30 protein-coding genes are annotated in these 26,729 nt (G+C 40.3%); 9 read left to right on the forward strand and 21 right to left on the reverse strand.

Going from position 1 to position 26,729, the window contains the following annotated elements; all coding sequences use genetic code 11:
• Positions 1–3: 3 nt before the first annotated feature.
• The 4 genes from mpl to folB form a co-directional block, all read right to left on the reverse strand.
• Positions 4–1,359 (reverse strand): UDP-N-acetylmuramate:L-alanyl-gamma-D-glutamyl-meso-diaminopimelate ligase, encoded by a 1,356-nt coding sequence (mpl, locus tag H5187_RS12890; RefSeq protein WP_182739877.1) that lies wholly within the window; start codon positions 1,357–1,359, stop codon positions 4–6.
• A gap of 328 nt (positions 1,360–1,687) precedes the next feature.
• Positions 1,688–2,488: an undecaprenyl-diphosphate phosphatase gene (locus H5187_RS12895; protein WP_182739876.1), complete on the reverse strand. Its 801-nt coding sequence runs from the start codon at positions 2,486–2,488 to the stop codon at positions 1,688–1,690.
• Positions 2,485–2,973: a 2-amino-4-hydroxy-6-hydroxymethyldihydropteridine diphosphokinase gene (gene folK / locus H5187_RS12900; protein WP_182797931.1), complete on the reverse strand. Its 489-nt coding sequence runs from the start codon at positions 2,971–2,973 to the stop codon at positions 2,485–2,487. The genes H5187_RS12895 and folK overlap by 4 nt, the downstream gene beginning before the upstream one ends.
• A 1-nt stretch (position 2,974) precedes the next feature.
• Positions 2,975–3,331: a dihydroneopterin aldolase gene (gene folB / locus H5187_RS12905; protein ID WP_145235093.1), complete on the reverse strand. Its 357-nt coding sequence runs from the start codon at positions 3,329–3,331 to the stop codon at positions 2,975–2,977.
• A gap of 269 nt (positions 3,332–3,600) precedes the next feature.
• Here folB and plsY point away from each other — a divergent pair, with 269 nt between their 5' ends.
• A complete protein-coding gene (gene plsY, locus H5187_RS12910) occupies positions 3,601–4,215 on the forward strand; it encodes a glycerol-3-phosphate 1-O-acyltransferase PlsY (RefSeq protein WP_145235091.1) in 615 nt (204 codons plus the stop codon).
• Positions 4,216–4,217: 2 nt separating this feature from the next.
• Here the strand turns inward: plsY and tsaD are convergent, their stop codons facing one another.
• The 3 genes from tsaD to H5187_RS12925 form a co-directional block, all read right to left on the reverse strand.
• Complete coding sequence (gene tsaD, locus H5187_RS12915) at positions 4,218–5,231, reverse strand: tRNA (adenosine(37)-N6)-threonylcarbamoyltransferase complex transferase subunit TsaD (RefSeq protein WP_145235089.1); 1,014 nt, start codon at positions 5,229–5,231, stop codon at positions 4,218–4,220.
• A 72-nt stretch (positions 5,232–5,303) separates the two neighbouring features.
• Complete coding sequence (locus H5187_RS12920) at positions 5,304–5,894, reverse strand: YjaG family protein (RefSeq protein ID WP_145235087.1); 591 nt, start codon at positions 5,892–5,894, stop codon at positions 5,304–5,306.
• On the reverse strand, positions 5,887–6,243 hold the full coding sequence (locus tag H5187_RS12925; protein WP_182739875.1) for a DUF2007 domain-containing protein: 357 nt from the start codon (positions 6,241–6,243) through the stop codon (positions 5,887–5,889). Before H5187_RS12925 ends, H5187_RS12920 begins: the two co-directional genes overlap by 8 nt.
• A gap of 76 nt (positions 6,244–6,319) precedes the next feature.
• On the opposite strand from H5187_RS12925, the gene H5187_RS12930 reads away from it, so the two are divergent.
• The 4 genes from H5187_RS12930 (at position 6,320) to H5187_RS12945 (ending at position 10,048) form a co-directional block, all read left to right on the forward strand.
• On the forward strand, positions 6,320–6,727 hold the full coding sequence (locus H5187_RS12930) for a DUF2721 domain-containing protein (RefSeq protein WP_149981394.1): 408 nt from the start codon (positions 6,320–6,322) through the stop codon (positions 6,725–6,727).
• 50 nt (positions 6,728–6,777) lie between these two features.
• A complete protein-coding gene (locus H5187_RS12935) occupies positions 6,778–8,301 on the forward strand; it encodes a DUF3369 domain-containing protein (RefSeq protein ID WP_182794715.1) in 1,524 nt (507 codons plus the stop codon).
• Positions 8,302–8,421: 120 nt separating this feature from the next.
• Positions 8,422–9,309, forward strand: coding sequence for a LysR family transcriptional regulator (locus H5187_RS12940; RefSeq protein WP_149981396.1), 888 nt, complete (start codon positions 8,422–8,424; stop codon positions 9,307–9,309).
• Positions 9,310–9,427: 118 nt separating this feature from the next.
• Complete coding sequence (locus H5187_RS12945) at positions 9,428–10,048, forward strand: 2OG-Fe(II) oxygenase (protein WP_149981397.1); 621 nt, start codon at positions 9,428–9,430, stop codon at positions 10,046–10,048.
• Positions 10,049–10,050: 2 nt separating this feature from the next.
• Here H5187_RS12945 and ubiA read toward each other — a convergent pair whose 3' ends face one another.
• Both ubiA and H5187_RS12955 read right to left on the reverse strand, forming a co-directional pair.
• Positions 10,051–10,929 carry a 4-hydroxybenzoate octaprenyltransferase gene (gene ubiA, locus H5187_RS12950; RefSeq protein ID WP_145235074.1) on the reverse strand — a complete coding sequence of 293 codons (879 nt, stop codon included), beginning with the start codon at positions 10,927–10,929 and terminating at the stop codon, positions 10,051–10,053.
• A complete protein-coding gene (locus H5187_RS12955) occupies positions 10,926–11,471 on the reverse strand; it encodes a chorismate lyase (RefSeq protein ID WP_182794716.1) in 546 nt (181 codons plus the stop codon). Before H5187_RS12955 ends, ubiA begins: the two co-directional genes overlap by 4 nt.
• Positions 11,472–11,625: 154 nt before the next feature.
• On the opposite strand from H5187_RS12955, the gene H5187_RS12960 reads away from it, so the two are divergent.
• Complete coding sequence (locus tag H5187_RS12960) at positions 11,626–12,033, forward strand: flagellar basal body-associated protein FliL (protein ID WP_145235070.1); 408 nt, start codon at positions 11,626–11,628, stop codon at positions 12,031–12,033.
• Positions 12,034–12,054: 21 nt separating this feature from the next.
• Here the strand turns inward: H5187_RS12960 and glpG are convergent, their stop codons facing one another.
• The 6 genes from glpG to H5187_RS12990 form a co-directional block, all read right to left on the reverse strand.
• Entirely contained in the window at positions 12,055–12,876 is an 822-nt protein-coding gene (gene glpG, locus H5187_RS12965) for a rhomboid family intramembrane serine protease GlpG (protein ID WP_182739873.1), read from the reverse strand.
• The gene (glpE, locus tag H5187_RS12970; protein ID WP_182739872.1) at positions 12,873–13,190 is read right to left on the reverse strand and encodes a thiosulfate sulfurtransferase GlpE; all 318 of its coding nucleotides are present in this window, start codon (positions 13,188–13,190) and stop codon (positions 12,873–12,875) included. Before glpE ends, glpG begins: the two co-directional genes overlap by 4 nt.
• Before the next feature lie 66 nt (positions 13,191–13,256).
• Positions 13,257–14,282, reverse strand: a complete 1,026-nt coding sequence (tdh, locus tag H5187_RS12975) for an L-threonine 3-dehydrogenase (protein WP_145235065.1) — start codon at positions 14,280–14,282, stop codon at positions 13,257–13,259.
• A 54-nt stretch (positions 14,283–14,336) separates the two neighbouring features.
• Positions 14,337–15,533 carry a glycine C-acetyltransferase gene (locus H5187_RS12980; protein WP_182797932.1) on the reverse strand — a complete coding sequence of 399 codons (1,197 nt, stop codon included), beginning with the start codon at positions 15,531–15,533 and terminating at the stop codon, positions 14,337–14,339.
• A gap of 154 nt (positions 15,534–15,687) precedes the next feature.
• Entirely contained in the window at positions 15,688–16,242 is a 555-nt protein-coding gene (gmhB, locus tag H5187_RS12985) for a D-glycero-beta-D-manno-heptose 1,7-bisphosphate 7-phosphatase (RefSeq protein WP_182735366.1), read from the reverse strand.
• A complete protein-coding gene (locus tag H5187_RS12990) occupies positions 16,239–17,297 on the reverse strand; it encodes a glycosyltransferase family 9 protein (RefSeq protein ID WP_182718392.1) in 1,059 nt (352 codons plus the stop codon). Before H5187_RS12990 ends, gmhB begins: the two co-directional genes overlap by 4 nt.
• Before the next feature lie 128 nt (positions 17,298–17,425).
• Here H5187_RS12990 and H5187_RS12995 point away from each other — a divergent pair, with 128 nt between their 5' ends.
• Positions 17,426–18,148: a 3-deoxy-D-manno-octulosonic acid kinase gene (locus H5187_RS12995; RefSeq protein ID WP_145235056.1), complete on the forward strand. Its 723-nt coding sequence runs from the start codon at positions 17,426–17,428 to the stop codon at positions 18,146–18,148.
• Between the two features lie 3 nt (positions 18,149–18,151).
• On the opposite strand, the gene hldE is transcribed toward H5187_RS12995, so the two are convergent.
• From hldE to H5187_RS13010, 3 genes are read right to left on the reverse strand one after another with little or no spacing between them, the layout of a single operon-like run.
• Positions 18,152–19,591 carry a bifunctional D-glycero-beta-D-manno-heptose-7-phosphate kinase/D-glycero-beta-D-manno-heptose 1-phosphate adenylyltransferase HldE gene (gene hldE / locus H5187_RS13000; RefSeq protein ID WP_149981403.1) on the reverse strand — a complete coding sequence of 480 codons (1,440 nt, stop codon included), beginning with the start codon at positions 19,589–19,591 and terminating at the stop codon, positions 18,152–18,154.
• Positions 19,591–20,181: an SIS domain-containing protein gene (locus H5187_RS13005; protein WP_182718393.1), complete on the reverse strand. Its 591-nt coding sequence runs from the start codon at positions 20,179–20,181 to the stop codon at positions 19,591–19,593. Before H5187_RS13005 ends, hldE begins: the two co-directional genes overlap by 1 nt.
• Before the next feature lie 33 nt (positions 20,182–20,214).
• A complete protein-coding gene (locus H5187_RS13010) occupies positions 20,215–21,669 on the reverse strand; it encodes a capsule assembly Wzi family protein (RefSeq protein WP_182718394.1) in 1,455 nt (484 codons plus the stop codon).
• A 153-nt stretch (positions 21,670–21,822) separates the two neighbouring features.
• Between H5187_RS13010 and waaA the strand changes: the two genes are divergently transcribed.
• Together waaA and H5187_RS13020 are read left to right on the forward strand one after the other, a co-directional pair.
• A complete protein-coding gene (gene waaA / locus H5187_RS13015; protein ID WP_182797933.1) occupies positions 21,823–23,121 on the forward strand; it encodes a lipid IV(A) 3-deoxy-D-manno-octulosonic acid transferase in 1,299 nt (432 codons plus the stop codon).
• On the forward strand, positions 23,114–23,677 hold the full coding sequence (locus tag H5187_RS13020) for a DUF1415 domain-containing protein (RefSeq protein WP_182718396.1): 564 nt from the start codon (positions 23,114–23,116) through the stop codon (positions 23,675–23,677). Before waaA ends, H5187_RS13020 begins: the two co-directional genes overlap by 8 nt.
• A gap of 27 nt (positions 23,678–23,704) precedes the next feature.
• Here the strand turns inward: H5187_RS13020 and H5187_RS13025 are convergent, their stop codons facing one another.
• The 3 genes from H5187_RS13025 to H5187_RS13035 are packed head-to-tail and all read right to left on the reverse strand — an operon-like array spanning position 23,705 to position 26,687.
• Entirely contained in the window at positions 23,705–24,040 is a 336-nt protein-coding gene (locus H5187_RS13025; protein ID WP_149981407.1) for a YdbL family protein, read from the reverse strand.
• 9 nt (positions 24,041–24,049) lie between these two features.
• Positions 24,050–24,232 carry a YnbE family lipoprotein gene (locus tag H5187_RS13030; protein ID WP_149981408.1) on the reverse strand — a complete coding sequence of 61 codons (183 nt, stop codon included), beginning with the start codon at positions 24,230–24,232 and terminating at the stop codon, positions 24,050–24,052.
• On the reverse strand, positions 24,225–26,687 hold the full coding sequence (locus H5187_RS13035; protein ID WP_182797934.1) for a YdbH domain-containing protein: 2,463 nt from the start codon (positions 26,685–26,687) through the stop codon (positions 24,225–24,227). The genes H5187_RS13030 and H5187_RS13035 overlap by 8 nt, the downstream gene beginning before the upstream one ends.
• Between the last annotated feature and the right edge of the window lie 42 nt (positions 26,688–26,729).

The raw sequence follows: 26,729 nt of genomic DNA on the forward strand, positions 1-26,729 counted from the left end.
GGTTTATTGCTGGATAAATTTATGCTGCAAAGCTGTTATCAATGTGTTGTGGAGACCATTAAAGCCACCATTACTCATGATCAAAATATGTTGTTGCGGTTGCGCTTGGGAGACCACTTGTTCAACGATCTCATCGGTATTACTCAAGCATAACATACCAGCCTGTTTGGCCTGCTCACTTAATGACCAGGTTAAATTATCTGGCTCGAATAAATACACATCATCAGCATCAGCTAATGACGCCAATAACGTATGTTGATGTACACCCATTTTCATAGTGTTTGAGCGCGGCTCTAATATCGCAATAATTTTTTCATTGCCTACTTTTGCACGCAACCCAGCAAGCGTTGTAGTGATAGCTGTTGGGTGATGAGCAAAGTCGTCATACACTTTAATATTGGCAATATCGGCTTTTAGCTCCATCCTACGTTTAGGACTAATAAATTCCCCTAACCCTGCAATGCTATGTTCAATTGCAATCCCGACATGGCGCGCGGCAGCAATAGCCATAATAGCGTTTTTAACATTGTGCCCACCAAACGCTTGCCATTTTACTGAGCCTTGGTATTCATCATTGAGTAACACTGCAAATTCACTGCCATCGGCATTAATCAGCTCATATCCCCAATCAGCGCCCAGTGTTTCACTTTCGCTCCAACAGCCTTGGTTAATTACATCTTGCAGAGCATCGTCTTGTTGTGGCCAAATAACTTTGCCGCTACTTGGTAGTGTACGCATCAAATGATGAAATTGTTTTTTAATAGCGTTTAAATCTTCAAAAATATCAGCATGATCAAACTCAAGATTGTTTAAAATCAGTGTGCGCGGTAAGTAATGAACAAACTTACTGCGTTTATCAAAAAATGCAGTGTCGTATTCATCAGCTTCAATTACAAAAAATGGCGTTTCGCCAACCCGTGCCGACAAACCAAAATTTTGCACAATACCGCCAATCAAAAACCCTGGCTTTAAACCCGCGTATTCTAAAATCCATGCCAGCATGCTTGCAGTGGTAGTTTTACCATGAGTTCCAGCAACCGCCAGTACCCAGGAGTTTTGCAATAAATTATGCTTTAACCATTCAGGGCCAGAAGTATACGCTAAGCCCTTGTCCAATACATATTCAACACATGGGTTACCACGACTCATTGCATTGCCAATAATCACCATATCTGGTGCAGGTTCTAACTGAGAGACATCATAGCCTTGGGTTAATTTAATACCAAGCTCTTCGAGTTGCGTGCTCATTGGCGGATATACGTTTAGATCAGAGCCCGTGACTGTATGACCTAGCGACTTAGCTATCGCTGCAATACCACCCATAAAGGTGCCGCAAATGCCTAAAATATGAATATGCATATTATTCCTTTGCCGCCACACATAGCTTACGCAGCGCTAAAAAATAGATAATAAATGAGATGCCATAATGCCAAAAATAGCGCTCAGTTACCATTGCCATCTAACACAACACTTGTGCTAAATAACAACGAATAAGTATATAAGTTAAATAATTCCCTTACTTATGCTTAACCGCTCAAATGTAGATGTAATTGCAGAGCCTCGCTGGAAAGGTCGCTTATCGATGGGTGCAAAATACACTTTCTAATTTAAGGTGCATTTGGCTTATAAAAAAACGCCTTAGCTCATTGAGTTAAGGCGTTTTTATTGATCTTTTATAAACCTAGCGTTACATCATCAAAAAAACAATTAAACCCACACCCAATAATAATCGATAGATAACAAATGGCATCATCCCCATACGTTCGATTATTTTTAAGAACAGGAAAATACACGCATACGCAGAGAGAAACGATAAACCAGCGCCTAAAATTAATGTTGTCCAATCAACTATATGATCCCCTAATGCCAGCTCAATGGTGTAATACAAGCCCATCATTGAGATCACTGGAATTGCGAGTAAAAATGAAAAACGCGCAGCGCTTTGTTTATTCATCCCCAGCATTAAACCGGCGGTCATCGTAATACCCGAGCGTGATGTACCTGGGATCATCGCCATCGCTTGCGCCATACCGATCATCAGTGCTGATTTCCAAGTTAATTGATAAATTGTTTTAGTTTGCTTACCTTTTACGTCGGCATACCAAAGTAATAAACCAAACAAAATAGTGGTGATTGCAATTACCCACGCACTGCGTAAATAGAGCTCGATTAAGTCTTTAAAAATTAAACCCAGTACAGCGGCTGGTATAGTGCCTAAAATAATCCACCAGCCAAGTTTACTATCATCTGTTGTACCTTGTGCACCAAATGATTTAAACCATGCAGCAAGTATTTCGACAACTTCTTTTCTGAAGTAAATTATTACGGCAATCAGCGTGCCTACATGCACAGCAACATCAAAGGCAAGGCCTTGATCTTGCCAGCCAAGAATTTGTGAAGGGAGAATGAGGTGAGCTGAGCTTGAAATAGGTAAAAACTCAGTTAATCCCTGGATCAGGGCTAAAACAATAATTTCGATAATACTCATGGGTTAGTAAACTCCACCTTCCATAGTTTTTGCTTGGGGTTGTTGTAAGTATCCCACAACTGAGCGATTGTTTGCTTTGCTGTAGGATGATAAAAATCGGGAGCTATTTCTGCCAATGGCTGCAGGACAAAGGCATTTTTGGTGATTTCATCACGGGGTAACTGTGCAGGAGAATCACACACTACATCATCGTAAAACAGTAAATCTAGATCGAGTGTACGCGGGCTAAATTTTTTATCGTTATTTGTACGACCATTATCTCGTTCAATCTGTTTGAGTAACTGACATAACTGGGGAAGCGGTATCTGTGTTTGTGCACCAATGACTGAGTTGTAAAAGTTATTACCTGCAAAGCCAACTGCTTCGCTTTCAAAGACACTGGAATGCTCGAATTCTACAAGGTGTGCTTTTAGGGCGATTAACGCTTGGCGGATATAATGTTCTTTATCAACATTAGAGCCAAGGCTAATATAAATTTGCGCCATCTTAACGTGCCTTGAGTCGGGTAATTTCAACACCTACAGTGCGTGCTTGCGCGACGGCTGCGGGTTTACTAACTCGAATGGTAACTTGTGTTGTAGCAAACTCGGTTAAAATGATAGCCGCTAGTTGCTCTACTAAGGTCTCCAATAACTCAACAGGCTTTGCTGTCGTGTGCGCGATTACTCTCTCACTTACCTTTGCGTAATCAAGTGCTAAGGCAATGTCATCGGTTTTTGCTGCGGGTTTAATATCACACAGCATCTCGATATCAAAATACAAACTCTGTTTAGTTTCTTTTTCAAAATCGTACACGCCTATGATAGTGTCAACATGTAGTTGCGATATAAAAACCTTATCCATAACTGCTCCAACTGGCAAAAACTTAAAACTCATTGACTTGAGTCTACATCGGCTATAATTTGCATTTATAGCCTTTATACACTTTAACTGTGTTTTATTATGTAAAAATTACCCATACAATAGCCTATAGGTACATCATGTAAAAATTACCCATATGATATAAGCGTATAGATACATTATGTATCTGCTATTTGAACCACGAAAAGTATGAATGCAATTTTTGCGGCCAATGATAGCCGAAAAACTGCGATTAAAAAATAAGGAAGCGCGTGATAGCCGTTTTAATGTTAGTTTTAGCCTATTTACTCGGGTCGATTTCATCAGCCATTCTAGTGTCTCGGCTGTTTAAACTACCCGATCCTCGCAGCAATGGCTCAAACAACCCTGGCGCAACTAATGTTTATCGTCTTGGTGGCGCTGTTCCAGCCTGCTTAGTCTTAGTGTTTGATATTCTCAAAGGGACTATTCCTGTCTGGGGCGCTTATTTTTTACAACTTGAACCACTAATGCTGGGATTGATAGGGGTTGCTGCGTGTTTAGGACATATGTTTCCGGTATTCTTTCACTTTAAAGGCGGTAAAGCAGTTGCAACTGCATTTGGAACATTGCTTCCCATTGGCTTGTTGTTAGGCGGGTTATTAATTTCAACCTGGGTGGCTGTTGTTGCTATTACACGCTATTCGTCACTTGGGGCATTAGTTGCCGTTTCTTTAGCGCCATTATACACTTGGTGGATCAAACCGCTTTATACCTTACCAGTAACATTTTTAACTATTTTGATTATCTTTCGCCACCACGCCAATATTAAACGTTTATTTAGTGGCAAAGAACCTAAAATTGGTGACAAAAAAACGCCACCAACTAAAGATGATAACAATACTTAAATTTAAATAGCCTCTAAACTATCTATCGGCCAACGTGGTTTCGTTTTCATATCAAGGCTGGCAAACTGCCCAGCCTTTAAGCGCTGCATACCCGCATAGGCGATCATGGCACCATTGTCAGTACAAAACTCTGTGCGCGGATAATAAACCTGTCCTTTCATGCCTTGCATTACACGCTCTAGTTGCGCACGTAGCTGTATATTGGCGCTTACACCACCGGCAATTACTAAGCGATTTATACCCGTTTGCTTTAAAGCACGCTTACATTTAATAACTAATGTATCAATAACTGCGGTTTGAAACGCATGAGCGATATCTGCTTTGGTTTGCTGATCATCGTCATTATTACGAATAGTAATTGCAGCCGCCGTTTTCAAGCCGCTAAAACTAAAGTCAAGGCCCGGTTTATCTGTCATTGGTCGTGGGAAAATAAAGCGCTTAGGAACACCTTGCTCAGCAAGTTTAGCTAACCGTGGCCCACCAGGGTAATCTAAACCAAGTAACTTAGCTGTTTTATCAAATGCTTCACCTGCGGCATCATCTACCGATTCACCCAATACTTCATACTGACCAATCCCAGCGACTTTAACCATCATGGTGTGTCCACCTGATACGAGTAAAGCAATAAACGGAAATTCAGGCACGTTTTCTTCAAGCATTGGCGCCAGTAGATGGCCCTCCATATGATGAACAGCCACTGCTGGAATATTCCACCCATAGGCAAGTGAGCGTCCAATTGAAGTACCCACTAATAATGCTCCCACCAGTCCTGGGCCTGCAGTGTAAGCAATACCATCGATATCTTCAGGTCCGCAACCGGCCTGTGCAAAAGCAGCATCGATTAATGGCAAGGTTTTACGAACATGATCTCGAGATGCAAGTTCAGGCACTACACCGCCATAATCTGCATGCACTTTTACTTGGCTATAGAGTTGATGAGCAAGTAGACCTTGTTCATCATCATAGATTGCAATTCCCGTTTCATCACACGACGATTCAATGCCTAAAATTCGCACTGCAGTTTTCTCCCATGCCCTTTGGCACTTTTAAATTCTTAAAATAAATCTCTTAATCAGAGTTTTGGTTACTTAAAGTGTAATACCAATGTTTGTTTGTCCATCAGCTATAGCGTGTTGCTTTAACGCTTTAACATTTTCAGCTGTTACTCTGCCCATCTGCTCAACAAAATCAATTAACTCGCCTAACACTTCAATTTCGTATTGCATTAACGGATGTTCACGTACCGCTGTATTATCAGCCAGTTCACCTTCAACCGTTAATTGATATTCAATAAAACGCGCAACAGTCGCCTGAGAGATTTTACTAATGCTGATAAATTCTTGCTCATCTTTGGCAATTAAACCATGCATTAAACCTAATAAGGCAGTGGCGGCATCTATCGCTGGATAAGTACCGAACATATCAAAATCAGCGAGTTCTGGAACATTAGGCTCTATTTTCTCAATTTGCTTTTCAAGACTTATCTTACTTTTCGGCAGTAAGATTTTTTCCCAACACAAATTAAGTGCACTACGCAAAATAGCTTCGTCACCAAATCCTGTTGCTTCACTAAATAAACCATAATTAGGTAGCATGCGTTCAATTAATGCTGCTGCCAGTACCGCTTGTTGCAAATAGTTAAGCTCTCTTATACGCTGAAAATTATTCGCTTTAGTCATTATTTGGTGTCCTGCAAGACCAACAAATTTCAAATGTTGGCCCATTATGCTCGTTACAGTTGGGGCATACCCAATCAGGAGCGGATTGTTGTACTTGAGTGTAGTTTACCAATATTTGCCGCGCCTGGCGCTCTTTAATCACAAAAACCTGTACTCTCACTTGGGTTTGATCTAAAGGTATTTCGCCAACGGCTCCTTGTAAGGACTCACCGAGTAACTGACACTCAATATTGCTGTTAAGTAATAACCCTTTGACAATGTTTGCCTCTACCGCATTTGCAGCGCAATAGATTGTTAACCATTGAAATGGGGGTTGCTCTGTACTGTTGTTATTTATTTTATTTTGCAATGACAACCTCTTTTACTTTGCGATTAAATTACCCTAAGCTACTCTAAGCGAAGTAATTGTTATATAGGAAATAATCATGACCCTCACGACACCTGGACTGCTGTTCCCTGCAATTTCTTTATTGTTATTAGCATATACCAATCGTTTTTTAGTGCTAGCACAATTAATTCGTGAACTTAATGCCCGTGAAGGTGACACTATTCGACCATTAGTCGTTGCACAAATTACTAACCTAAGGAAACGTATTAGACTCATTCGAACTATGCAAGTCTATGGCGTTGCTTCTTTTTTAATGTGTACATTCTCAATGTTTGCATTATTTATTGAGTTTAAAACCACTGGCGTAATTTTATTTGGTATTAGCTTAGCCAGCCTTGCGCTATCGTTGCTAACCTCTTTATATGAAATACATATTTCATGTGATGCGATTGAAATTGAGCTTAAAAACATTGAAAAAAAACCACTGAGCAACAAGGCAGACTAAAAAACAAGCACTATACTCTTTAGCAGGATGATTAAACTAAAGGTGTAAACGTGAACGACTTTTTATTTTCAGAAAATGTCATTGAAGAGTCAGAAGCTCAGTCACCACAAGCGTTCTGGAATATCCTTGTGGTTGATGATGAGGATGATATTCACCAAGTCACTAAACTTGTACTATCTGGCTTTACCTTTGAAGATAAAGCTTTGTGTTTACATCATGCCTATTCAGCGAAAGCCGCAAAAGAATTATTGCAACAAAATCTCGATTTTTCGGTTGGTTTAATCGACGTGGTAATGGAAACTAGCCATGCAGGTTTAGACTTAATAAAATTTATCCGTGATGATATCAATAACCACGACATCCGCCTTATTCTTCGAACGGGTCAACCTGGCGAAGCCCCTGAAGAAGCGGTGATCCGTGAATACGATATTAACGATTACAAAAATAAAACCGAGCTGACGGCAATAAAAATGAAAACATTATTGTATTCAGCTCTGCGTTCACATCGTGATATTCAAATTATTGAGCGTCATAGAAAAGGCCTTGAAAAAATAATCAACGCTTCTAGCTCATTTTTAAAATGTGATAGTGTCCATGAATTTGCATCAACAATTTTATCCCATGTAACCAATGTTATGGGCTTAGATGACACTGAAATTTATTGTGCCGCAGCTGTTAACCAACAAACATCCCCAGCCACTGATTTTAAGCTACTGGCAGCTTCAGGTGTTGAGCCTGAACCTAATGCCGATATGATCCCCGAAGATGTAAAGCAATTATTTGTTGAAGCACACAATCGCAAATCATCTCAAAAAACCATGCATGACTACATTGGCTACTTTCCAACTCAGGCAGGCCTCGAAACAATGCTGTATGTGCGCAAAGGCTCGTTATTAGGAACCACCGATTATCAGCTTTTGGAGTTTTTTGCCAACAATATTGCTCTGGCTTACGATAACTTGAAATTACGCGACATGATGAAAGATTCGCAAAAAGAGCTATCGTATATTCTCGGTGAAGCCGTTGAAAAACGCTCAAAAGAAACCGGTTCACATGTCAAAAGAGTTGCACACTATAGTGAACTGTTAGGTAAGTTATATGGCTTAAATAACTTTGAGTGTGAAGTAATAAAACTCGCCTCCCCCTTGCACGATATTGGAAAAATAAGTATTCCAGATCATATTCTCAATAAACCCGGTAAGCTTGATGATCAAGAGTGGGCGATTATGCAAACTCACGCCGAAGTTGGTTATGATATTCTAAAGAATTCGAATAACGAAATATTAAAATGTGGTTCAATCATTGCACATACACATCATGAGAAATGGGACGGCTCAGGCTATCCTAATCAACTTGCAGGTAAAGATATTCACATTGTTGGTCGTATTACAGCTCTAGCGGATGTTTTTGATGCCCTTGGCAGTGATCGTTGCTATAAAAAAGCTTGGCCACTTGAAGAAGTACTCGATTTGCTCAAGAAACAGAGTGGCAAACAGTTTGAGCCAAAACTTGTGGACATATTTATTAACAATTTAACACTTTTTTTGGAGATAAAAGAGCGTTACCCTAACTGATACTTGTAACAATTGTGTGAAATGCGCTTTTCAAATTGGGTACAATGGATTACTATCTATTAAAATAATATCAATTATGTTCGCCAGTAGTGCGGCTTACTTATACAAAGGACTATAAAAGTGAGATTTGAACAATTAGAGCAATTTGTAGCTTTAGGCCAGCTACGACATTTTCGCCAAGCGGCCGAAACAACAAAAATTAGTACCTCAGCATTGACGCGCAGTATTCAGACTTTAGAAGATGAAGTTGGCTATGAATTAGTCAAACGCTCGACTCGCTCCGTGAAGCTAACAACTGAAGGTGAGCTTTTTTTAGAGTACGCACAAGACACTCTAAGCAAGCTCGAAGAAACTAAAAAGCGTTTATTTAAATCCGTTAATGGCTGTGCAAGTGAAAAGCTGGTGATTGGCTATACCAATAATGCTAGTGCCATAGTGCCTATTTCATGTGGCCAATTTTTAGCACAATACCCTCATGTAAAAATCGAAATGCAACTACAAGAACAAAGTGAGTTGGTTCGTAAACTGCAATTAGGTGAAATTGATATTAGCGTTTGTTCGCAAGCAGTTAATAGTATTGGCAATGACATACACTTACCTGATCAACTTATTTTATTCGTTGCAAAAAGCCATCCTCTTGCGAATAAGAACAATCTTTGCAAACAAGATTTAAATGATTACCCTATGTATAGTTGTTTTTCACAATCAAAACAAATTCAAACTATGTTGAATGAGGCTGTCGATAGCTTAAACAAGACCAGCAGTATAAAAGTTGGCAGTATTGAGCAAGTAATGGACGGGTTGTGTAAATCAAACCATGTTGCAATTAGCAGTATTGAACATGCAAGTTCGGTCGCAGAGAATAATAATCTGCTCCAGTTAAAAACCAATAAGAACTTAGCTCATGAGCAATTGATTGTACAAACCAGCCAGCAAGTTACTGCTGACGACCCAATAAACCAGCTCCTGTCATTAATAGAAAAGACAGCGTTATCAATTAATTCTTAAGTAACAGCATGAAAACCAAGCCTAAAGCAGAACTCAGGCTTGGTTTCTAAATCTTCAGTAGTACCTTTGCATCATTTTAAGCTAAACTACGCGCCTTCCCTGCTATATAGTACAATTAATGAGCCTTAACCTGATCCCTGGACGTTATTTAACTGACATAGAAACTCATGGCTACGCCGTGATCGAAAATATGTTTGCTGAAACACTGACTAACGCGTTGATAGAAGATTGTTATCGTATCAACCCCAATTTCAAATCAGCAGGTATTGGCCGTCAGCAGGATTTACAAATAGACAAGAGCATACGCACCGACAAGACCTTTTGGTTTGATGGTAGTAGCCAAGCTCAAATTGATTATCAAAATGCGCTTGAAGATATCAGAGTAAACTTGAATCGTTATTTCTTTTTGGGTTTATTTGATTATGAGTGTCACTATGCGAAATACCAGCATGGCGACTTTTATAAAAAGCATTACGACGCATTTAAAGGGCGTTCGAACCGTGTATTTACTACTGTATTTTACTTAAATACAGTGCAATCTGGTGGTGAGTTAGTGATTTACAAACCTAAAAGTAAAGACGTTGAAATCACTATTCAGCCCAAAGCTGGCACGTTCGTGATGTTTGAAAGCGAACGCTTTATGCATGAAGTACTGCCGACAATTGATAATCGCTATTCAGTTGCGGGTTGGTTTAGGAAAAACACTTCAATCAGTGGCGTTATTGATCCACCTCGCTAACACTATAGATTAAATGGCAAGGACGCCACTAAGCCAATAAAAACGACCATACCGACATAATGATTATTTAAAAAAGCTTTAAAACAATGCTCTCTATTACGACTATGAATTAGAAATTGTTGGTAAACCAAAAAGCCACATGCCACACATAGACCAAGCCAATACGGCATTGCTAATTGACTCGTATAACCAATTAAAGCCAACAAACCTATAAATACACCATTTAGCGCAAAAATAATGATTCGATCGGCACTACCAAACAATATCGCTGTAGACTTTACGCCAATTTTCAAATCATCATCTCTGTCTACCATGGCATACATAGTATCGTATGCCGTAGTCCACGCAATATTAGCGATAAATAACAACCAGCCAAGCAGTGGGATAGTACCTGTTGCAGCCATAAAAGCCATCGGAATAGCCCAACCAAAAGCTGCACCTAGCACTATTTGCGGTAAATTAGTGTAACGTTTCATAAATGGGTAGCTAAATGCCAATAGCAATGCCCCGACTGACAATAATATGGTTTGCCAACTGAGTAACAACACCAGTATGAAAGCAATTATGATAAGCAACAAAAATAAGCTTAATGCTTCGCCACTACTCACCAAGCCAGAAGCTAAGGGTCTTTGTGCTGTGCGTTTTACCGCGCCATCAATTTTACGATCTGCGTAATCATTAATAACACAACCTGCGCTGCGCATAACAAATACACCAAAGCTAAATACCACAAAATTAAGTAGGCTTGGCATACCATCACTTGCAAGCCACAATGCCCAATATGTAGGCCATAACAGCAATAAAGTACCGATAGGCTTATCGGTGCGCATTAACTGCTTATAATACGGTATATGAGCAATGTGTAAGGCAGCAAATTTCATAAATATAGATAAGCCTCTGGTAAAAATATTTCAGCTACTAAAAAACGGCTTTGCGCCAACGAAAAAATACTGCGTCGCCCCCACAAGGGTTTTGTAGCTGCAGAGTATTGGCTAACAAGCTGCTGTACTGGGTGCTGACAATCAAAACGTGCTATTTCAATTTCGGTACGTTTTAAGTCCGGATGTTGAAAAATAACATCACCTAAAGGCCGATTACCCAGTGCCAATAATTGCTGTTGTTGCATATCATCGGTGGCAGGTAGCCAGCTTTGTGCGTATACCATAGGGATGCCATCACAAAGCAGCAAAACTTCACGATTAATACCAATACGCTTTGAACAATCTAATAATTGTTGTTGTGAAATACTCAGTTCAAACTCTTTCTCACTAAGCACTTTTACAGAGAATTCACCACACTGTGTTTTTAATTTCGCCGTCAGTGAGTTGGGCTCAAGTAGCCAGTCTTGCTCGTTACAAGACAAATAATTGATTGATGTACCTAACTGCCAATCCGCAGTTACAGAAACAGGAAATGTGATCACGATAACTCTATTTAATAATAACCCTTTAAATGATACCACTGCCCGCCTCGGGGAAAAAGTGATGATTAATGAATATAATAGCTGCATCAGCCTGTATCTTAGCCATTATTACGTATAGACTAATAACAATTAATTACAGGGCTCTCTACTGAATATGAAAAAAACGCTTTACGCTGGCATATTAATTAGCACTTTCTTTATTAGCTTGTTTAGCAGCTTTGCAAGCAAAGCTGAATCAACTGTGGGCTACTTTGGTTTCGAACCCGATATCATTACCAACTATATTGGTCAGAGTAATAAAAAGTTAGGTTATGTGCGTATTACTGTAGATTTAATGCTCAGTGATATGTCAAACATTGCTATTGTTGAGCATCACACCCCGTTACTTAGAGATGCATTGGTAGAAATTTTATCAAAAGAGCCTGAAGAAAAAATTAAATCACTCACCGGCCGTGAAGAGATCAGAAAGCGTTGTGCCGAAAAACTCAAAACCCTGTTAAAACAAGAAACAGGGCAAGAGATCATTCGCGAAGTATTATTTACTAAATATTTATATCACTAAGTACTTATATAACTGAGTATCTTAAGCTGTTTTTTTAGTAAACAATTGAGCGGTAAACGCGTAAGCCATACCGCTTAATAGCCCACCTAAGTGCGCCCAGTTAGCCATACTTACAAACAACATGTCAGCAAAGCCTAGTACCAGCCAAATCAGCATAAAACCAATAATACCATTAGTTACTAAAGCCGGTTGTTGCGGGTTCAATGCCCGATGGATCCAACAAAACCCAAGTAAACCATAAACAACGCCACTTAAGCCGCCAAAGTTAGGGCCAACCATAATAAACTCAGCCCAATTACTAAATAGCGCGGTCACTAAAAAAAGACCTACTAAAGTACTTTTACCACTGAGCTTTTCAATACCATCGCCTAGCATGATCCACCACATAATATTAAACACTAAGTGCACAGCAGTAAAATGCACAATTGCAGGTGTAAGCCAAGTTAATGGTTGATTGGGTTTAAACTGTAATACGCTATAAATTGACTCAAAGCCACCGAGTAAGAAGGCAATGTAAATACCTACACATAATAAAGTGACCGTTTGGTTTAACCAGCTCAATGCTTTAAAGCGTGCTTTTAAATTTAAGTCATGGCCTTGATAGCTCAACGGTGATTGCGTACTTCCTACTTGCCAAGATGCCTCTTGATAACGGGCATGATTGGGGTTTTCTACAAACGCTTGCCATAATGGCTGAGCTTGATGGAAATGCTCTGGGGCAACACAAATAATTACCGTTTTTCCATCTTGCGATCGAAGCTCGCCCTGTAAGCCTTGGCTTTTTATATAATCAATAAAGCCTTGTGCTGCACGTGGATTATTTATACTACCCAGTTCGATCATCGTTCCACTTGCTCCGGAAATTGGGTTTCCCACTGGGTAAAACCACCATCCATACTGTATACATCTTCAAAGCCTTGCTCAGCTAAGTAGTTGGCTGCGCCTTGTGAGCTCATACCATGATAACAAACAATAATAATTGGCTGATCAAACTCTTTGTTCATCATAAATTCGCCAATATTGGCATTTGATAAATGCTCTGAACCCGGAATATGCCCTGCTTGATACGAATTAGGATCGCGAATATCAGCAATCACGACATCATCTTTATTAAGTAGTGCTTGAGTTTCGGTAATTGAAATATGCTTAAATGCCATAGTACTCTCTTATAATTACAAAAAAGGCGACAAATGCCGCCTTTAATTCTCTTAACAAGTGGATAATTAATTCCAGTTAAGAATTACTTTCCCCGATTGGCCTGAAATCATCATATCAAAGCCAGCTTGGAAGTCATCTATTGAATATTGATGAGTGATGATTGGATTTAGATCGAGCCCTGACTGAATAAGACTGGCCATTTTGTACCAGGTCTCAAACATTTCACGGCCATAAATCCCTTTGATCACTAAGCCTTTAAAAATCACTTGGTTCCAATCAACCGCCATATCAGATGGTGGAATACCTAGCATGGCAATTTTACCACCGTGATTCATGTTATTTAACATGCTATTAAATGCAACCGGTACGCCTGACATTTCTAGACCAATATCAAAGCCTTCTGTCATACCAAGCTCTTTAATAATATCTTCAAGCTTTTCATTAGCCACATTAACTGCACGCGTTGCGCCCATTTTACGTGCAAGGTCTAATCGGTATTCATTGACATCGGTGATCACTACATGACGTGCGCCAACATGTTTTGCAACTGCAGCAGCCATAATACCAATTGGGCCTGCACCTGTGATCAACACATCTTCACCCACTAAATCGAATGACAGTGCTGTGTGTACTGCATTACCGAATGGGTCAAAAATAGAAGCTAACTCATCACTGATATTGTCTGGAATTTTAAATGCATTAAACGCTGGGATCACTAAATACTCGGCAAAAGCCCCCTCGCGGTTAACACCTACACCAGTGGTGTTACGGCATAAATGAACACGCCCAGCGCGACAGTTACGACAATGGCCACAGGTAATATGCCCTTCGCCCGATACTCGGTCACCAACACTAAAACCGCGAACTTCTTGACCCATATCAACCACTTCACCGACATATTCATGACCTACTACCATAGGCGTAGGAATGGTGTTTTGCGCCCACTCATCCCACTTATAAATATGTACGTCAGTACCACAAATAGCGGTTTTACGAATTTTGATTAATAAATCGTTATGCCCAACTTCAGGTTTTGGCGCATCCGTCATCCAAATACCTGGTTCTGCTTTTAATTTAGATAATGCTTTCATGAATCACACTCAATAAAAAAACCGCTGCGAAGGCAACGGTTTAAAATAAATTAATTAGATAATGCCCATTTCTTTACCAATACGGGTAAAGGCGTCAATTGCGGTATCTAATTGCTCAATGCTGTGCGCAGCAGAAATTTGTGTACGAATACGCGCTTGGCCTTTTGGCACCACTGGGAATGAAAAACCAGTGACGTAAATGCCTTCTGCTAATAACTTATCAGCCATTGCCGACGCAACTTTAGCATCACCTAACATTACTGGAATAATCGCGTGATCTTTACCCGCACAGGTAAATCCAGCCACTTCCATTTGCTCACGGAAGTATTTAGCGTTTGACCATAACTTAGCACGCAATTCACTGCCATTTTCGAGCATTTCTAATACTTTGATTGATGCTGTAACGATTGAAGGCGCTAATGAGTTTGAGAATAAATATGGGCGAGAGCGCTGGCGTAACCATTCAACTATTTCTTTTTTACCTGATGTATAACCACCCGATGCACCGCCAAGCGCCTTACCTAAAGTGCCGGTAATAATATCAACACGGTCTAGCACGTTGCAGTACTCAGGTGTGCCTTTGCCGTTTTCACCGACAAAGCCAACGGCATGAGAGTCATCAACCATAACAAGTGCATTGTATTTATCAGCAAGGTCACAGACCGCTTCAAGATTACAAATAACCCCATCCATTGAGAACACACCATCGGTGGCGATTAATTTTGTTTTTGCACCCGCTTCATCGGCAGCAATCAATTGCTTTTCAAGATCTGCCATATCATTATTTGCATAACGGAAGCGCTTTGCTTTACATAAACGAACGCCATCAATGATAGAAGCATGATTTAACGAATCAGAGATAATCGCATCATCAGCGCCTAAAATTGTTTCAAATAAACCGGTATTGGCATCAAAACATGATGAATATAAAATCGTGTCTTCCGTTTCTAAAAATTCACTGATCTTCTTCTCTAATGTTTTATGAATGTCTTGTGTACCACAAATAAAGCGTACTGACGCAACACCAAAGCCATGGTCATTTAAGCCGTTTTGTGCAGCCTGGATCAGCTCAGGGCTATTCGCTAAACCTAAGTAATTATTTGCACAGAAGTTAATAACTTTATCACCAGAAGCAACTTGAATTTGTGCTTGCTGCTGCGAAGTAATAATACGCTCATTTTTATATAAGCCTTCGGCTTTTACATCTTCAATTTGCTGCTGAAGCTGAGTAAAAAACGCAGATGCTCTCATCTGTAATCTCCAAATTATTGAACGGGGTGAGCGTACTTAAGTTAACACGGCTCATCTTTGTGGCTATTGTAAAAGTTTAGTCAAACAAATGCACTGTTTGTAGTTCATCGCAGAAATAAGGAACTGACAACTTATGCTGCCAGTTTACATTGGGCTATAGCAATATTGAGGGTAAGTCTGCTAACGAATCACAAACATGATCTGCCGAGTCGATGGCTACCGCATCAAACTCCTGCCCGGATCGTACAAGCACCCGAGTGCCAATAACCGCTTTACTTGCCGCTTGCATGTCGCTTAGTTTGTCTCCAACCATAATGCTGCAAGCTGGATTGATATGATGATCAGCGATACCTTGCAGTAACATGCCCGGAGCTGGTTTACGACAATCACACTCTTTGAGGTATTCGGGTAATGCTTTTTTCGGGTGGTGTGGGCAAAAGTAAACATCCGTCACCTTTACTTGATGCGCAGCAAATTGGGCTATCATCCACTGTGTTAAAGCGTGAAAATCCGCCTCTGAATAGTAACCACGGCCAATACCAGATTGATTAGTCACTATGATCAGTTTATAGCCTGCATCCGCAAACGCCTTACATGCAGTAAATACGCCTGGCACAAATTCAAATTTATCCGACTCATAAACATAACCATGATCGATATTAACCACGCCATCACGGTCTAAAAATAAGGCTTTATTGATATTGCTCATAATTGCTCTTTCTCAACCACAAGGTCAAACATCAAAGCTACTTCATCAACACTTATTTGGCTCATTAGATCACTGCCTTTAACCCGCGTACCCCAAGGTAATCGCTCAGCGGTTTTACCAGTTTGCTTGAGTAAGTTTTGGTGATACACCTCAACCACGTAATTTTGATATAAATAGGGTCCAGTGCGTTTCGGGTTTGAGTGGGCATATAAACCAATAACGGGAGTGCCTACGGTGACGGCCATATGAGCTGGGCCTGTATCAGGTGCTAATACCAATGCAGCTCGTTTAAGTACGCAAAGCAACTCTTTGAGTTTGGTTTTACCCACTAAATTAAGGATTGGCGTTGTAGTGGCTGCAATAATGTCATCACTGAGCGTCACTTCAAGCTCTGTCGGGCCACCCGTGATCACCACATGAAACCCTTGCTTGTAGGCATGTTCTGCAAGCTTAGCATAGCGTTCAGCCAGCCAATTGCGTTCTTTTTTACTGGCAGCTGGAGAAATCACAAAAATTCGCCCCTCTAATCGCTCCGTACCAAGTAATTCATCAGCATTACTTTGATCATGTTCGCTGACTGGCATTTGCCAGTTTGGTTGATAATCAGGTACACCTATCGCCTGCGCAAAGCCTTTAAAGCCTTCTAACACATGAGCCTGCTGCTGTGGTGCAATGCGCTGGTTAATAAACAAGCTATGCAATTCTTTTGAGCGCGCCCAATCAAAACCAATTTTAACTTTTGCAGGAATACAACGCGCCACTAAGTTAGCTCGAAGTGCCACTTGCATATGCAGCAACACATCAAACTTACGCCCTTTAAATTGTTGTTTTAATTGCTGATAGGCTGCTTTGCCTTGTTTTTTATCAAACACCACCAGCTCAACACCGGGTAAATCAGCTAGTAACATGGCTTCAATTTTGCCGACCACCCAGGTAACTTTTGCATTGGGGTGCGCTTTTTGAATTGCCTGCACTGCAGATACGCCATGGCAAACATCACCAATTGCTGAGAGTCTTAAAATACAAATATCTGAATAGGTGGTTGAGTCAGTCACAGGTGTCCTTTGCTTTATGCTGGATAATTACCATGATCTTAAATTAACCACCCACTATTGCAAGCACTTATGCTCGGCTTTAAAACAGGTTAAGATAGCACTATCACCTGCAATAAAATAAGTACGCCATGTTTAACCAGCAAACCATCAATGAACACATTATTTTAAGCCATCCTGAGCATAGTGCCGAAATTAGCTTAAATTGGTTTGATAATGAATATTGGCAGCAGCAAGGAAAAATTGTCGGCGCCAAAAAAGGTCGCGCAACTGCATGGTTTTTCTGCCATAACGGGCTAACAGCAGTGCTCAGGCATTATTGGCGTGGCGGTTTAGTGGGTAAAGTGCTAAGTGATCAATATGTGTTTTTTGGACTGGAAAAAACCCGTGTTTACCAAGAGTTTTCATTAATGATGAAACTGTGCGAATTAGGTCTAAATGTACCAAAGCCGATTGCAGCTAAAATATCGCAAGCTGGCTTAATTTACCGTGGCGATATAATTACTCAAGCTGTTGCAGGCGCACAAAGTGTGCTTGATATATTAAAACAACGTCCCTTTAGCGCACAAGAGTTAATTAAAGTAGCACACACGATTGCGGATTTTCATAATCATGGGGTGTATCACGCTGATTTGAATATTAACAACATTCTATTTGATGAAACGGGCGAGATATACATTATTGACTTTGACCGCGGTGAACTAAAACTCCCCGCCAGTAATTGGCAACAAGCTAATATGACCCGCCTTGCTCGTTCGTTTCATAAAGAGCAAGGCCGAAATAAAGTAATGCATTGGCAAACTACAGACTGGCAGCAGTTACACACAGCATACCAGTCCACTCTTAAAATATAGCCGTTAAGCCTTTATTTTACTGATCACTTTTGACGTAGAGCAGCCATTTAAAAACTCAAGTACTTCAACTTTTCCGCCATGGCGAAGTACATGATCAGCGCCTGCAATTTGTTCAACAGTGTAATCTCCACCCTTTACTAAGATATCAGGACTGATCAGCTCAATTAATTTAGCGGGTGTATCGTTTTCTTCAACTGCACCAAATGGAATTACCCAATCAACTGATGCCAAAGCGCTCAGCACCATAGCACGCTCATCAAGCGGGTTAATAGGGCGCTCTGGACCTTTTAAACGCGTTATTGATTCATCATTATTTAAACCGACGACTAGACGATCTCCACGTGCTTTGGCTTGTGCTAAGTAACGCACATGCCCCGCATGTAAAATGTCAAAACAACCATTGGTGAACACGATAGTTTCACCATTTTGCTTTGCAAACTCAATATGCTGAAGCACATCATCAAATGGGGTTTGATAATGCTCACCGGTTTTTTGTAAGTATTGACCTAACTTACGACTTAACTCTTCAGGCGATACCGTAGCTGCCCCTAATTTACTCACTGCAATTCCAGCCGCAAGGTTAGCAATTTCCACTGCATCTTTAGGCTGCATTCCTGCACCTAACATCACCGCCAGAGTTGCAATAACAGTATCACCAGCACCGGTAACATCACTGACTTCAAGCTGTTGCGCTGCAAAATCGTGTTTTTCATCGGCACTAATAAGTGACATACCTTGCTCTGAGCGAGTCAATAGCATGGCCGCGATCCCTGCATCGCTGATCAGTGCTCGAGCACTGTCTGCTAAATGCTGTTCCGAATCTGTTTTACCACCGGCAAGCTTAAATTCATTCAAGTTAGGAGTAATAAAATCAGCACCGCGATATAAGTTTAAGTCTGAGGATTTAGGATCAATTAGAACTGTTTTTCCAGCACCTTTAGCAAGTTTTATCATTTGCTGGATCAAGCTTAATGAGCCTTTATTATAATCTGAGAATAAAACAAAGTCGTACTCATCTAATACTAATTCCAGACGGTTTAAAAGTAGTTGGCTGTGTTGCTCAGTAAACATCTCTTCTAAGTCAAGTCTAACGACTTGTTGATGACGGCTAATCACACGCATTTTTGAAATAGTTGGCAAATCACAAACACTGACTAATTGTGAATCTATACGTTCATCAGCAAGAATTCGCTCTAAGATTTGGCCGCTTTCATCTTCACCAATTAAACCCAACAAGCCAACTTTACCATCTAAACGGGCAATATTTTTTGCCACGTTTGCGGCGCCACCGGCTTTATCTTCAAATTTACTTACTTTCACTATTGGCACAGGTGCTTCTGGCGATATGCGCCCTGAATCACCATGCCAATAACGGTCAAGCATCACATCACCAACCACTAATATTTTAGCGTTAGACAGGTTTTTTAATAACGCTAGATCCATTACCTCTGCCCCGCTACAACCATATCAATGGCTTCACATAACCAATGACCAATAAACATATGCGCTTCTTGAATACGTGCGGTTTCGTCATCTTTAATAATAATGGATAATTTAGCGATATCTTTTACTTTACCGCCATCGCGGCCTGTAAATGCAACTGTATAAGCACCTATTTCATTTGCAGCAGCTAGCGCTAAATTAATATTAGCGCTAGTACCAGAGGTAGTTAAACCAATCACTAAATCCTCAGGCTTACATAACGCAAGAACCTGACGCTCAAAAACTGTGTCAAAGTGATAGTCATTACTATGCGCAGTTAAGATGGAAGTGTCGGTTGTTAGCGCCATAGATGCTAATGGGCCACGTTCTAATTTGTAGCGTACGACAAACTCTGCAGCTAAATGCTGAGCATCTGCTGCGCTGCCACCATTACCAAACCAAACTACTTTTCCACCAGCTTGCAAAGTACTGTGGCAAACTTCAAGCAATTGCATTACTTGAGGGTGGTATGTTTCCATCGTTTCAAACAATACTTGGTGACGGGTTAAACTTTCAAGGTAGCTGCTCGCTACAGAATCAATATTAGACATGGGTAATCCTCTCAAAATTAGTCTGACTAGCTACTACCAAAAAAGTGCCACTGACAACCACGTATAGTTATCACCAAAGACATCTTCGCCGTAAGTTAAAGTTGTTTCAATATTATATTCATGCCACTTTCGGTTATTACTGATTTGTAACTCGATCCCTTGTTCATATTGCTCACTTACTACACCAAACTCATCAACATGACCACTTTCATTATCGAGCAAAGTGAATTTCGCACGCCAAAAAGAATCCGATATTGCTGCATAGGTGGCTTCTAAACTATGTATACGTGATGGAACAGCATCATGTAAATAACGTTGATCAGCGGCATAGTGGCCAATAACAAAACCATCTTTAGTGTTACCATAAGTAGGATATATATAATTTCTATACCATTGACTGTGCATATTAGTATATTCGTAGCGAAGTGAGATATCGCTAGTTAATTGAGGTAAGAACACGCCATAATTATAAACAATATTACCGAATTGGTAGTTTTTGTGTTCTTTGGTATCTTCGCCGCCATACTCAAAATAAAGCTCTGCCGGCATACCCCAATTAAAGTTCACAACACTCGTTATTGAAGCAAACTGGTCGCCAAGTTCATTATCAGGGCCCCCCGCTATTGCACCATTATCATTACCTGCAGGGTCAAAGAATGCTTTAACTACATCGCTAAAACCAACATCACGTGGCCCACCACCAAATTGCATCATACGATTCATGCCGATTTTCCACCCCTCTACAGGCTCTAAACTAATATGTGTGCCAGCTAAGCGAGGTGTGCCATCGTGCAATTCATCTTGATATCTAATGCCTTTTTCAACATGTTCAAGCTCGGAGTAATAAAGCTCAAAATCAAAGTTCCACCAGTTATGGGCTGGTGCCACCATCCCTAATGAAATAGATGGCGAGGTACGCGCATTAGTAGAGATAATCTGAGCTGACTGCTTAAACGGCGAAAACCAATGCTCTTTATAACCAATATTTAACTGCAGGTCATCACCGGCAAAGCTGACAAAACTGTTATAATTAACGAATTTATTTTGCTTCGCGCGATAATCGACTCCCACTTGCATCAAGGTATAGTCATTAGGACGCCAAATACCCTCAAAGAACACTTGCCCCCATTCATCAGAGCTCACACCACGTTGATTGGCAAGTTTAGTTGCATTGCTGCCATCAGCACGCAGCTTAACACCTACTCGAGTAATATTATCGCTGCCTTGATAAGGCTTAATTTTAGCACGTATTGCCGCGACTAAACTTGGCTGTACATTTTGCAATTTAGCAAGCGCAGCTTCAACTTCCGTTAAGCGGTAAGGCTTTGTCATCGGTGTGCCTGACGTCAAGGCAAATAACGTATCGAGCTGATGATCAAGCTGTGCATCCATGCCAATTGGTAAGTAAGCAGTTGGTGTTGCAAGTGAAGGCAATGCGCAACTCATAAAACTGGTTAATACCACGGCTTTTATCAATTTGAATTTCATAACGACTGTATTTTTCATAATGGTAGTTAAATATTACCAAATTAGCTGCAACTAAACACCCAAAACTCTCTGTTCTAACGCTTTTTAACAATTTCGCATTTTGCTTAAAGGGTATCCGCGTTATCATTAGTGTTTATAATTCGAGGCTGAAAAATGGCACGCTTTTTTTATTCACTGATTCTTTATTTGCTAAGTCCTCTCATAACCTTTTATTTATATATACTTAGAGGTAAAAAGAACGCAGGTTATCGCGCGCACTTTGCTGAACGGTTTGGCTTCATTACAGTAAAAAAAACCTCACAAGAAAGTACAGTATTAAAAGGTAATCTAATAGTGATCCACTGCGCTTCAGTTGGTGAAGTACTTGCTGCAACGCCTTTGCTTAAAGAGCTACAATACCAACAGCCAAGTTATTCATTTATGATAACCTGTAACACCCCCACAGGCCGTGAACAAATACATAATAATTTTAAAGACTCGTTACAGTGCGCCTATTTACCTATTGATTACCCTTGTGCTACAGCGCGCTTTTTAAAGCGTGTTAAACCCACGTTAATATGTATTTTAGAAACCGAACTTTGGCCTAATCTTATGGCGCAGTGCAAACAACAGAATATTCCTGTACTGATACTCAATGCGCGGCTTTCAGCAAAATCGCAACAAGGTTATCAAAAAGTAGCGCCATTAACTAAGGTTATAATGCAATCAATTTCCGCTTTAGCTAGTCATAATCATGAAGACGCTAAACGCTTTATTGAGCTTGGCCTCAATGAGCAAAAAGTGCATATTACTGGCTCAATTAAATTTGATATAAAGCCAACTAGTGAGCAGTTAGACAAAGTCGATACCCTAAAAAGCCAATACAATAATCAGCGCTTTATCTGGGTTGCCGGTTCCACGCACCCTAGTGAGCATGAGCTGATATTAGCTGCTCAGCAGCTGCTGCTAAAACAGATTCCAGATGCACTGCTAGTTATTGCGCCGCGCCACCCAGAACAATTTGATAAGGTCGCCACATTGCTTGAAGACTCACCATTAAGCTTTAGCCGCCGCAGTAAAAATAACTATCAAAGCGAGCAAGTACTCCTTGCTGATACTTTAGGTGAATTGCAATGTTTATATGGTATGGCCAACATCAATTATATTGGCGGCAGTTTAATTGCACGTGGCGGGCATAACCCTCTCGAGTCAGCGGCATTTTCTGTCGGTGTTTTAACAGGCCCGCATACCTATAATTTCAACCATGTTTACCCTGAACTGATTGCATCAGGTGGGTGTATACAAGTAAGCGATACAAAGATGTTAGCGGAGCAACTATACGAGCTTCATCAACAACCAGCGTTTTGCCAGCAGCTAGGTCTACAGGCAGCACAATGTGTTGCTAACAACCAAGGCGCCATCGCGAAAACGATCGCCATCATTAACAAGTTTTTAGAGCCACACAATGACTGAACAAAAAAAACTAACCTTACCAGAACAACAAACCCGTTTATGGGTAGCTAATGTCATTGTTAAATATAACTTTTGCCCCTTTGCCCGTAAAGAAGTTGAAAATAATTGCATTCATTATCAAACCAGCCAAGCAACCAGCATTGATGATGCTGTGATGGAGATGATCGAACAATGTATTGAACTTGATCAACAACCGGCTCGAGAGACTACATTATTGATGTTTGAACAAGGCTTTACTGACTTTGAGGAATTTTTAGATTTAGTGGATTTAGCCAATGCGCTATTAGTTGCCCAAGGCTTTGAAGGTAAATATCAAATAGCCAACTTTCATCCTGACTATGTGTTTGCTGATAGCGATGACAATGATGCAGCAAATTACACTAACCGCGCGCCTTTTCCTACCTTACATCTAATTCGTGAGGCTAGCATGAGTGCAGCACTTGATGATTATAATGAACCCGAATCAATTCCAGATCACAACATCAATTTAGCTCGCCGAAAAGGCATCGACTTTTGGCAACAATTACTTGCTGGATGTAAAAAGCCGAGTGCTTAATCACTCAGCTTTTAGTAAAAAGGAATGTTACTTTTTAACCCATTCTCCGTTCACTTCAACAAAGTGACCCGATTGGGTTTTTTCAATCGTTTTAGCAGCTGCCAGCGCTTCTACTTGAGAAAGCGACAAGTTGTTCTTTTTAGCGAGCTTTAAATATTGTGCTTTACGTTTAGCATTAATTTCATCGACAACCACTTTTGCCTCTGCATTTTGCACCACAAGGCCTAAATAACCCGAGCTGTCCTCACCCACTAGCCCTTGATTTTTTGCATCATCTAACGAAATGGCCCAAGCCGAAAACGACAAACACACCGCACTTAATAAAGTGACAATGCTTAGTTTTTTATTTTTTACTATATTCATACTTGCTCCTTAAAATAATTCGCTGTCATCACTAAATAAACTGTCGAGTTCTCTATCAACTTTTACGCGGATTTCATGATCGACCTTAACATTTAAGTTAATTGTAATAGGTTCCTTAGCGGCCACCTCAACACGATGCGTACATGCACTGAGTAATCCCAATGCGGTTAATATTACTAACCATTTAGTCATTATTACTTCCTTTTGTTGAATACTCTTGTTCAACTTTTTGCGTAATTTCATCACTTAAGCGCAGTGCTCGTAATAGTGTGAACACGTTCTCTTCATGATTATAGTTAAAATTAACTTGCTGTGCTTGCTGTTGATTATACCCTTGCAAATTAACGCCTAAGGTCATCCAGCCGTCAGGTTTTAAGTTAACACTACTTTTAATACTCTGAATATCTAAATTTTCAAGCAAGCCAAGTATAGGCCCTAACTCTTGTTGTTGAGCCTTTACCGAATTAAAAGCTGCATTATCAGTGATAAGTAATTTAGCAGCACCTTGATTAACAAGCTGCCCACCTTTAACCTCAATACCTGCTTTTGTGAAATAAACAGGCAAGTGTCCAGCTACATTTCCAGTTAAGCTAATACCCGATTTAGCATCAAGGGTAATGACCTTGCTAGCATCTATATTGTCAAATGTAACTAATGCTTGTTGCGGCTCTTCTGTAAGGCGATATTTATCCAGCAAAAAATGCCCTCCCATAACCTTCCCTGTAAGCTCCGTAACAGCAAGTTCATTTGCCTGTACTTGCCAAAACCCTGTTAGCTGCTTCACCACAGCACCAGCTCGTAATTCATTTAGTTCAAATGTAGAAGGCACAACATTAAGCTGCCCTGAATCATAACGACCTGTAAATTGAGTATTAAAATGCTTAGCAAGGTAATCTGTGTATAAACCACTTACACCGACTAGCTGTAAAGAGAGATCGGCCTGTTGCAGATTAATATCACCAGCAATACGGCCACTGACTTTACCATCTGTTAAGGTTGCAAGCGGCACAAATTGATGAAGCAGTGGGTTAAGCTTAGTAACTAACTGCTCTGAAATTATCACCTCAAATGGATGAGCTGTGCTTGTTATATTATGCATTGCCACAAGCTCTATCCCCTCTACATATATATGATGAGATGCTTGCAGAGCACGACTTTGTAAACCTGTTGAGCTTATACGAATATCGTTAAGTCGTAACTCTTCCGTTTGTAGCTTGGCTAACTTTGTTTCACTAGTTAAATCAAAAAACAATTCTCCTGCTGACAAACTTCCTGCAGCAGTTAGCTGATTCGTCAGCTGAGATAGTTTAATACTCCCCATATTAACAGTATCAATCTGACTCGATAAGCTAGCGGTTAAGTATTGATTACTTTGTAGCTTCGCCTTAAAAGTTGCTTGGTAATTATCAATACCAATATCATGCACTTTTAATTGCCCCAGCGCTAATTGTGCTGACAATTCGAGAGCAGGCTGTGCAGCCAATATGCTATTTATTGAAAAATGCCCTTGTGCACTAATATGCTGCGCATCAACATCGATAAAATCAGGCAGCGCAGCCACTTTTAACTGATAGTTACCATCAATATCACTGCTAACAACACTCGCGGCTATATCTAATAATGCAATATCATCACTCGAAAACGACAACGCGAATTGTGCCAATAGGGTTTCTAAAGGGTTATTTATATCAACCGCTAACTGTTTAACATTCATGAGCAGTTGTGATCCTGCCTGCAATGTTAGCTGATCTAATGTCAATTGAGTGTCTTGCACAATTATCTTACTAGGTAAAACTAATCGCCAATTTAACGGTATTTGCCGAGTAACAAATTGCTGCTGTGCATCATCATCGATAACACCAGCCAAACTTTGTAAACACTCATTTTTGCCATTGAGTGTTGTTGCTAATTGCTGAGCATCTAGGGTTAATGTTTTTGAATTTAAGTTATAGTGACTACTGACTTTGCCACTACTTTTAATTGTCATCGAGCAGGTATTGATGGCGTAAGTGAAATCAGCACCTAGCTGAGTGTCTATATCAAGTACAATACCATCAAAAGCGAATCTATTTTGGCTAGTTAAATTAAGTCCTGCAATCGAGTTTACAGTCGCGGCCTTAACTGTAGAAAGTAGTCGCTCATCAAGCTCAATATTTCCTGCCAACTTGGTATTTTTAACGTCAACCTCAGCTTTCACATCACCAGTAACAACAAACTCATTTAACACCGGCTCATTTATGCTGATAATAAGTGGTTTTTTTAATTGAGAATGAGTGATCACTAAACGTTTTAGGTGTAACAACGGGCGAGCTTGCGGTAGCGCCAAAGCAAGCTTTTTAGCCACACTAGGCTCACTCGAAGAATCGGGGGTTACCAGTATTAAATTTGCACGGTTAACCGTAATGTTTTGAGTATTGGCCGTAATATCAGCTAATTCAAGCAACTGCCCTTGATAGCCAATACATGCTCGCTGTACATGGAGATCCAGATTGGTTGTTAACGACCAATCCAAACAATGCAGTTCAACTCCAGCTTGATGAAGTGAAGGAGCAACAAAATGCAAGGTGATCGGCATGCGAAAAATATAGCCAAGTGAAAGTACACTTAGCACTAGAATTAATAACCCCCAACCTACACGCTTAAACATATTATCCTTAAAATACCTTTGACCTTTGACCTTTGACCTTTG

It is taken from the genome of Pseudoalteromonas sp. SG44-1, from assembly GCF_014164315.1.
In the GTDB taxonomy this organism is placed as follows: domain Bacteria; phylum Pseudomonadota; class Gammaproteobacteria; order Enterobacterales; family Alteromonadaceae; genus Pseudoalteromonas; species Pseudoalteromonas rhizosphaerae.

What these genes read in the sequence shown, in the direction of transcription:
- glpE (WP_182739872.1), bottom strand. Translation starts at nt 13,190, where the DNA reads ATGGCATTTAAGCATATTTCAATTACCGAAACTCAAGCACTACTTAAT.
- H5187_RS12980 (WP_182797932.1), bottom strand. Translation starts at nt 15,533, where the DNA reads ATGAGAGCATCTGCGTTTTTTACTCAGCTTCAGCAGCAAATTGAAGAT.
- H5187_RS12920 (WP_145235087.1), bottom strand. Translation starts at nt 5,894, where the DNA reads ATGACTAAAGCGAATAATTTTCAGCGTATAAGAGAGCTTAACTATTTG.
- H5187_RS12895 (WP_182739876.1), bottom strand. Translation starts at nt 2,488, where the DNA reads ATGAGTATTATCGAAATTATTGTTTTAGCCCTGATCCAGGGATTAACT.
- H5187_RS12960 (WP_145235070.1), top strand. Translation starts at nt 11,626, where the DNA reads ATGAAAAAAACGCTTTACGCTGGCATATTAATTAGCACTTTCTTTATT.
- H5187_RS13005 (WP_182718393.1), bottom strand. Translation starts at nt 20,181, where the DNA reads ATGTCTAATATTGATTCTGTAGCGAGCAGCTACCTTGAAAGTTTAACC.
- waaA (WP_182797933.1), top strand. Translation starts at nt 21,823, where the DNA reads ATGGCACGCTTTTTTTATTCACTGATTCTTTATTTGCTAAGTCCTCTC.
- H5187_RS12995 (WP_145235056.1), top strand. Translation starts at nt 17,426, where the DNA reads ATGTTTAACCAGCAAACCATCAATGAACACATTATTTTAAGCCATCCT.
- H5187_RS13020 (WP_182718396.1), top strand. Translation starts at nt 23,114, where the DNA reads ATGACTGAACAAAAAAAACTAACCTTACCAGAACAACAAACCCGTTTA.
- gmhB (WP_182735366.1), bottom strand. Translation starts at nt 16,242, where the DNA reads ATGAGCAATATCAATAAAGCCTTATTTTTAGACCGTGATGGCGTGGTT.
- H5187_RS13010 (WP_182718394.1), bottom strand. Translation starts at nt 21,669, where the DNA reads ATGAAATTCAAATTGATAAAAGCCGTGGTATTAACCAGTTTTATGAGT.
- H5187_RS13030 (WP_149981408.1), bottom strand. Translation starts at nt 24,232, where the DNA reads ATGACTAAATGGTTAGTAATATTAACCGCATTGGGATTACTCAGTGCA.
- ubiA (WP_145235074.1), bottom strand. Translation starts at nt 10,929, where the DNA reads ATGAAATTTGCTGCCTTACACATTGCTCATATACCGTATTATAAGCAG.
- H5187_RS13035 (WP_182797934.1), bottom strand. Translation starts at nt 26,687, where the DNA reads ATGTTTAAGCGTGTAGGTTGGGGGTTATTAATTCTAGTGCTAAGTGTA.
- mpl (WP_182739877.1), bottom strand. Translation starts at nt 1,359, where the DNA reads ATGCATATTCATATTTTAGGCATTTGCGGCACCTTTATGGGTGGTATT.
- folB (WP_145235093.1), bottom strand. Translation starts at nt 3,331, where the DNA reads ATGGATAAGGTTTTTATATCGCAACTACATGTTGACACTATCATAGGC.
- H5187_RS12945 (WP_149981397.1), top strand. Translation starts at nt 9,428, where the DNA reads ATGAGCCTTAACCTGATCCCTGGACGTTATTTAACTGACATAGAAACT.
- hldE (WP_149981403.1), bottom strand. Translation starts at nt 19,591, where the DNA reads ATGGATCTAGCGTTATTAAAAAACCTGTCTAACGCTAAAATATTAGTG.
- folK (WP_182797931.1), bottom strand. Translation starts at nt 2,973, where the DNA reads ATGGCGCAAATTTATATTAGCCTTGGCTCTAATGTTGATAAAGAACAT.
- glpG (WP_182739873.1), bottom strand. Translation starts at nt 12,876, where the DNA reads ATGATCGAACTGGGTAGTATAAATAATCCACGTGCAGCACAAGGCTTT.
- tdh (WP_145235065.1), bottom strand. Translation starts at nt 14,282, where the DNA reads ATGAAAGCATTATCTAAATTAAAAGCAGAACCAGGTATTTGGATGACG.
- H5187_RS13025 (WP_149981407.1), bottom strand. Translation starts at nt 24,040, where the DNA reads ATGAATATAGTAAAAAATAAAAAACTAAGCATTGTCACTTTATTAAGT.
- H5187_RS12930 (WP_149981394.1), top strand. Translation starts at nt 6,320, where the DNA reads ATGACCCTCACGACACCTGGACTGCTGTTCCCTGCAATTTCTTTATTG.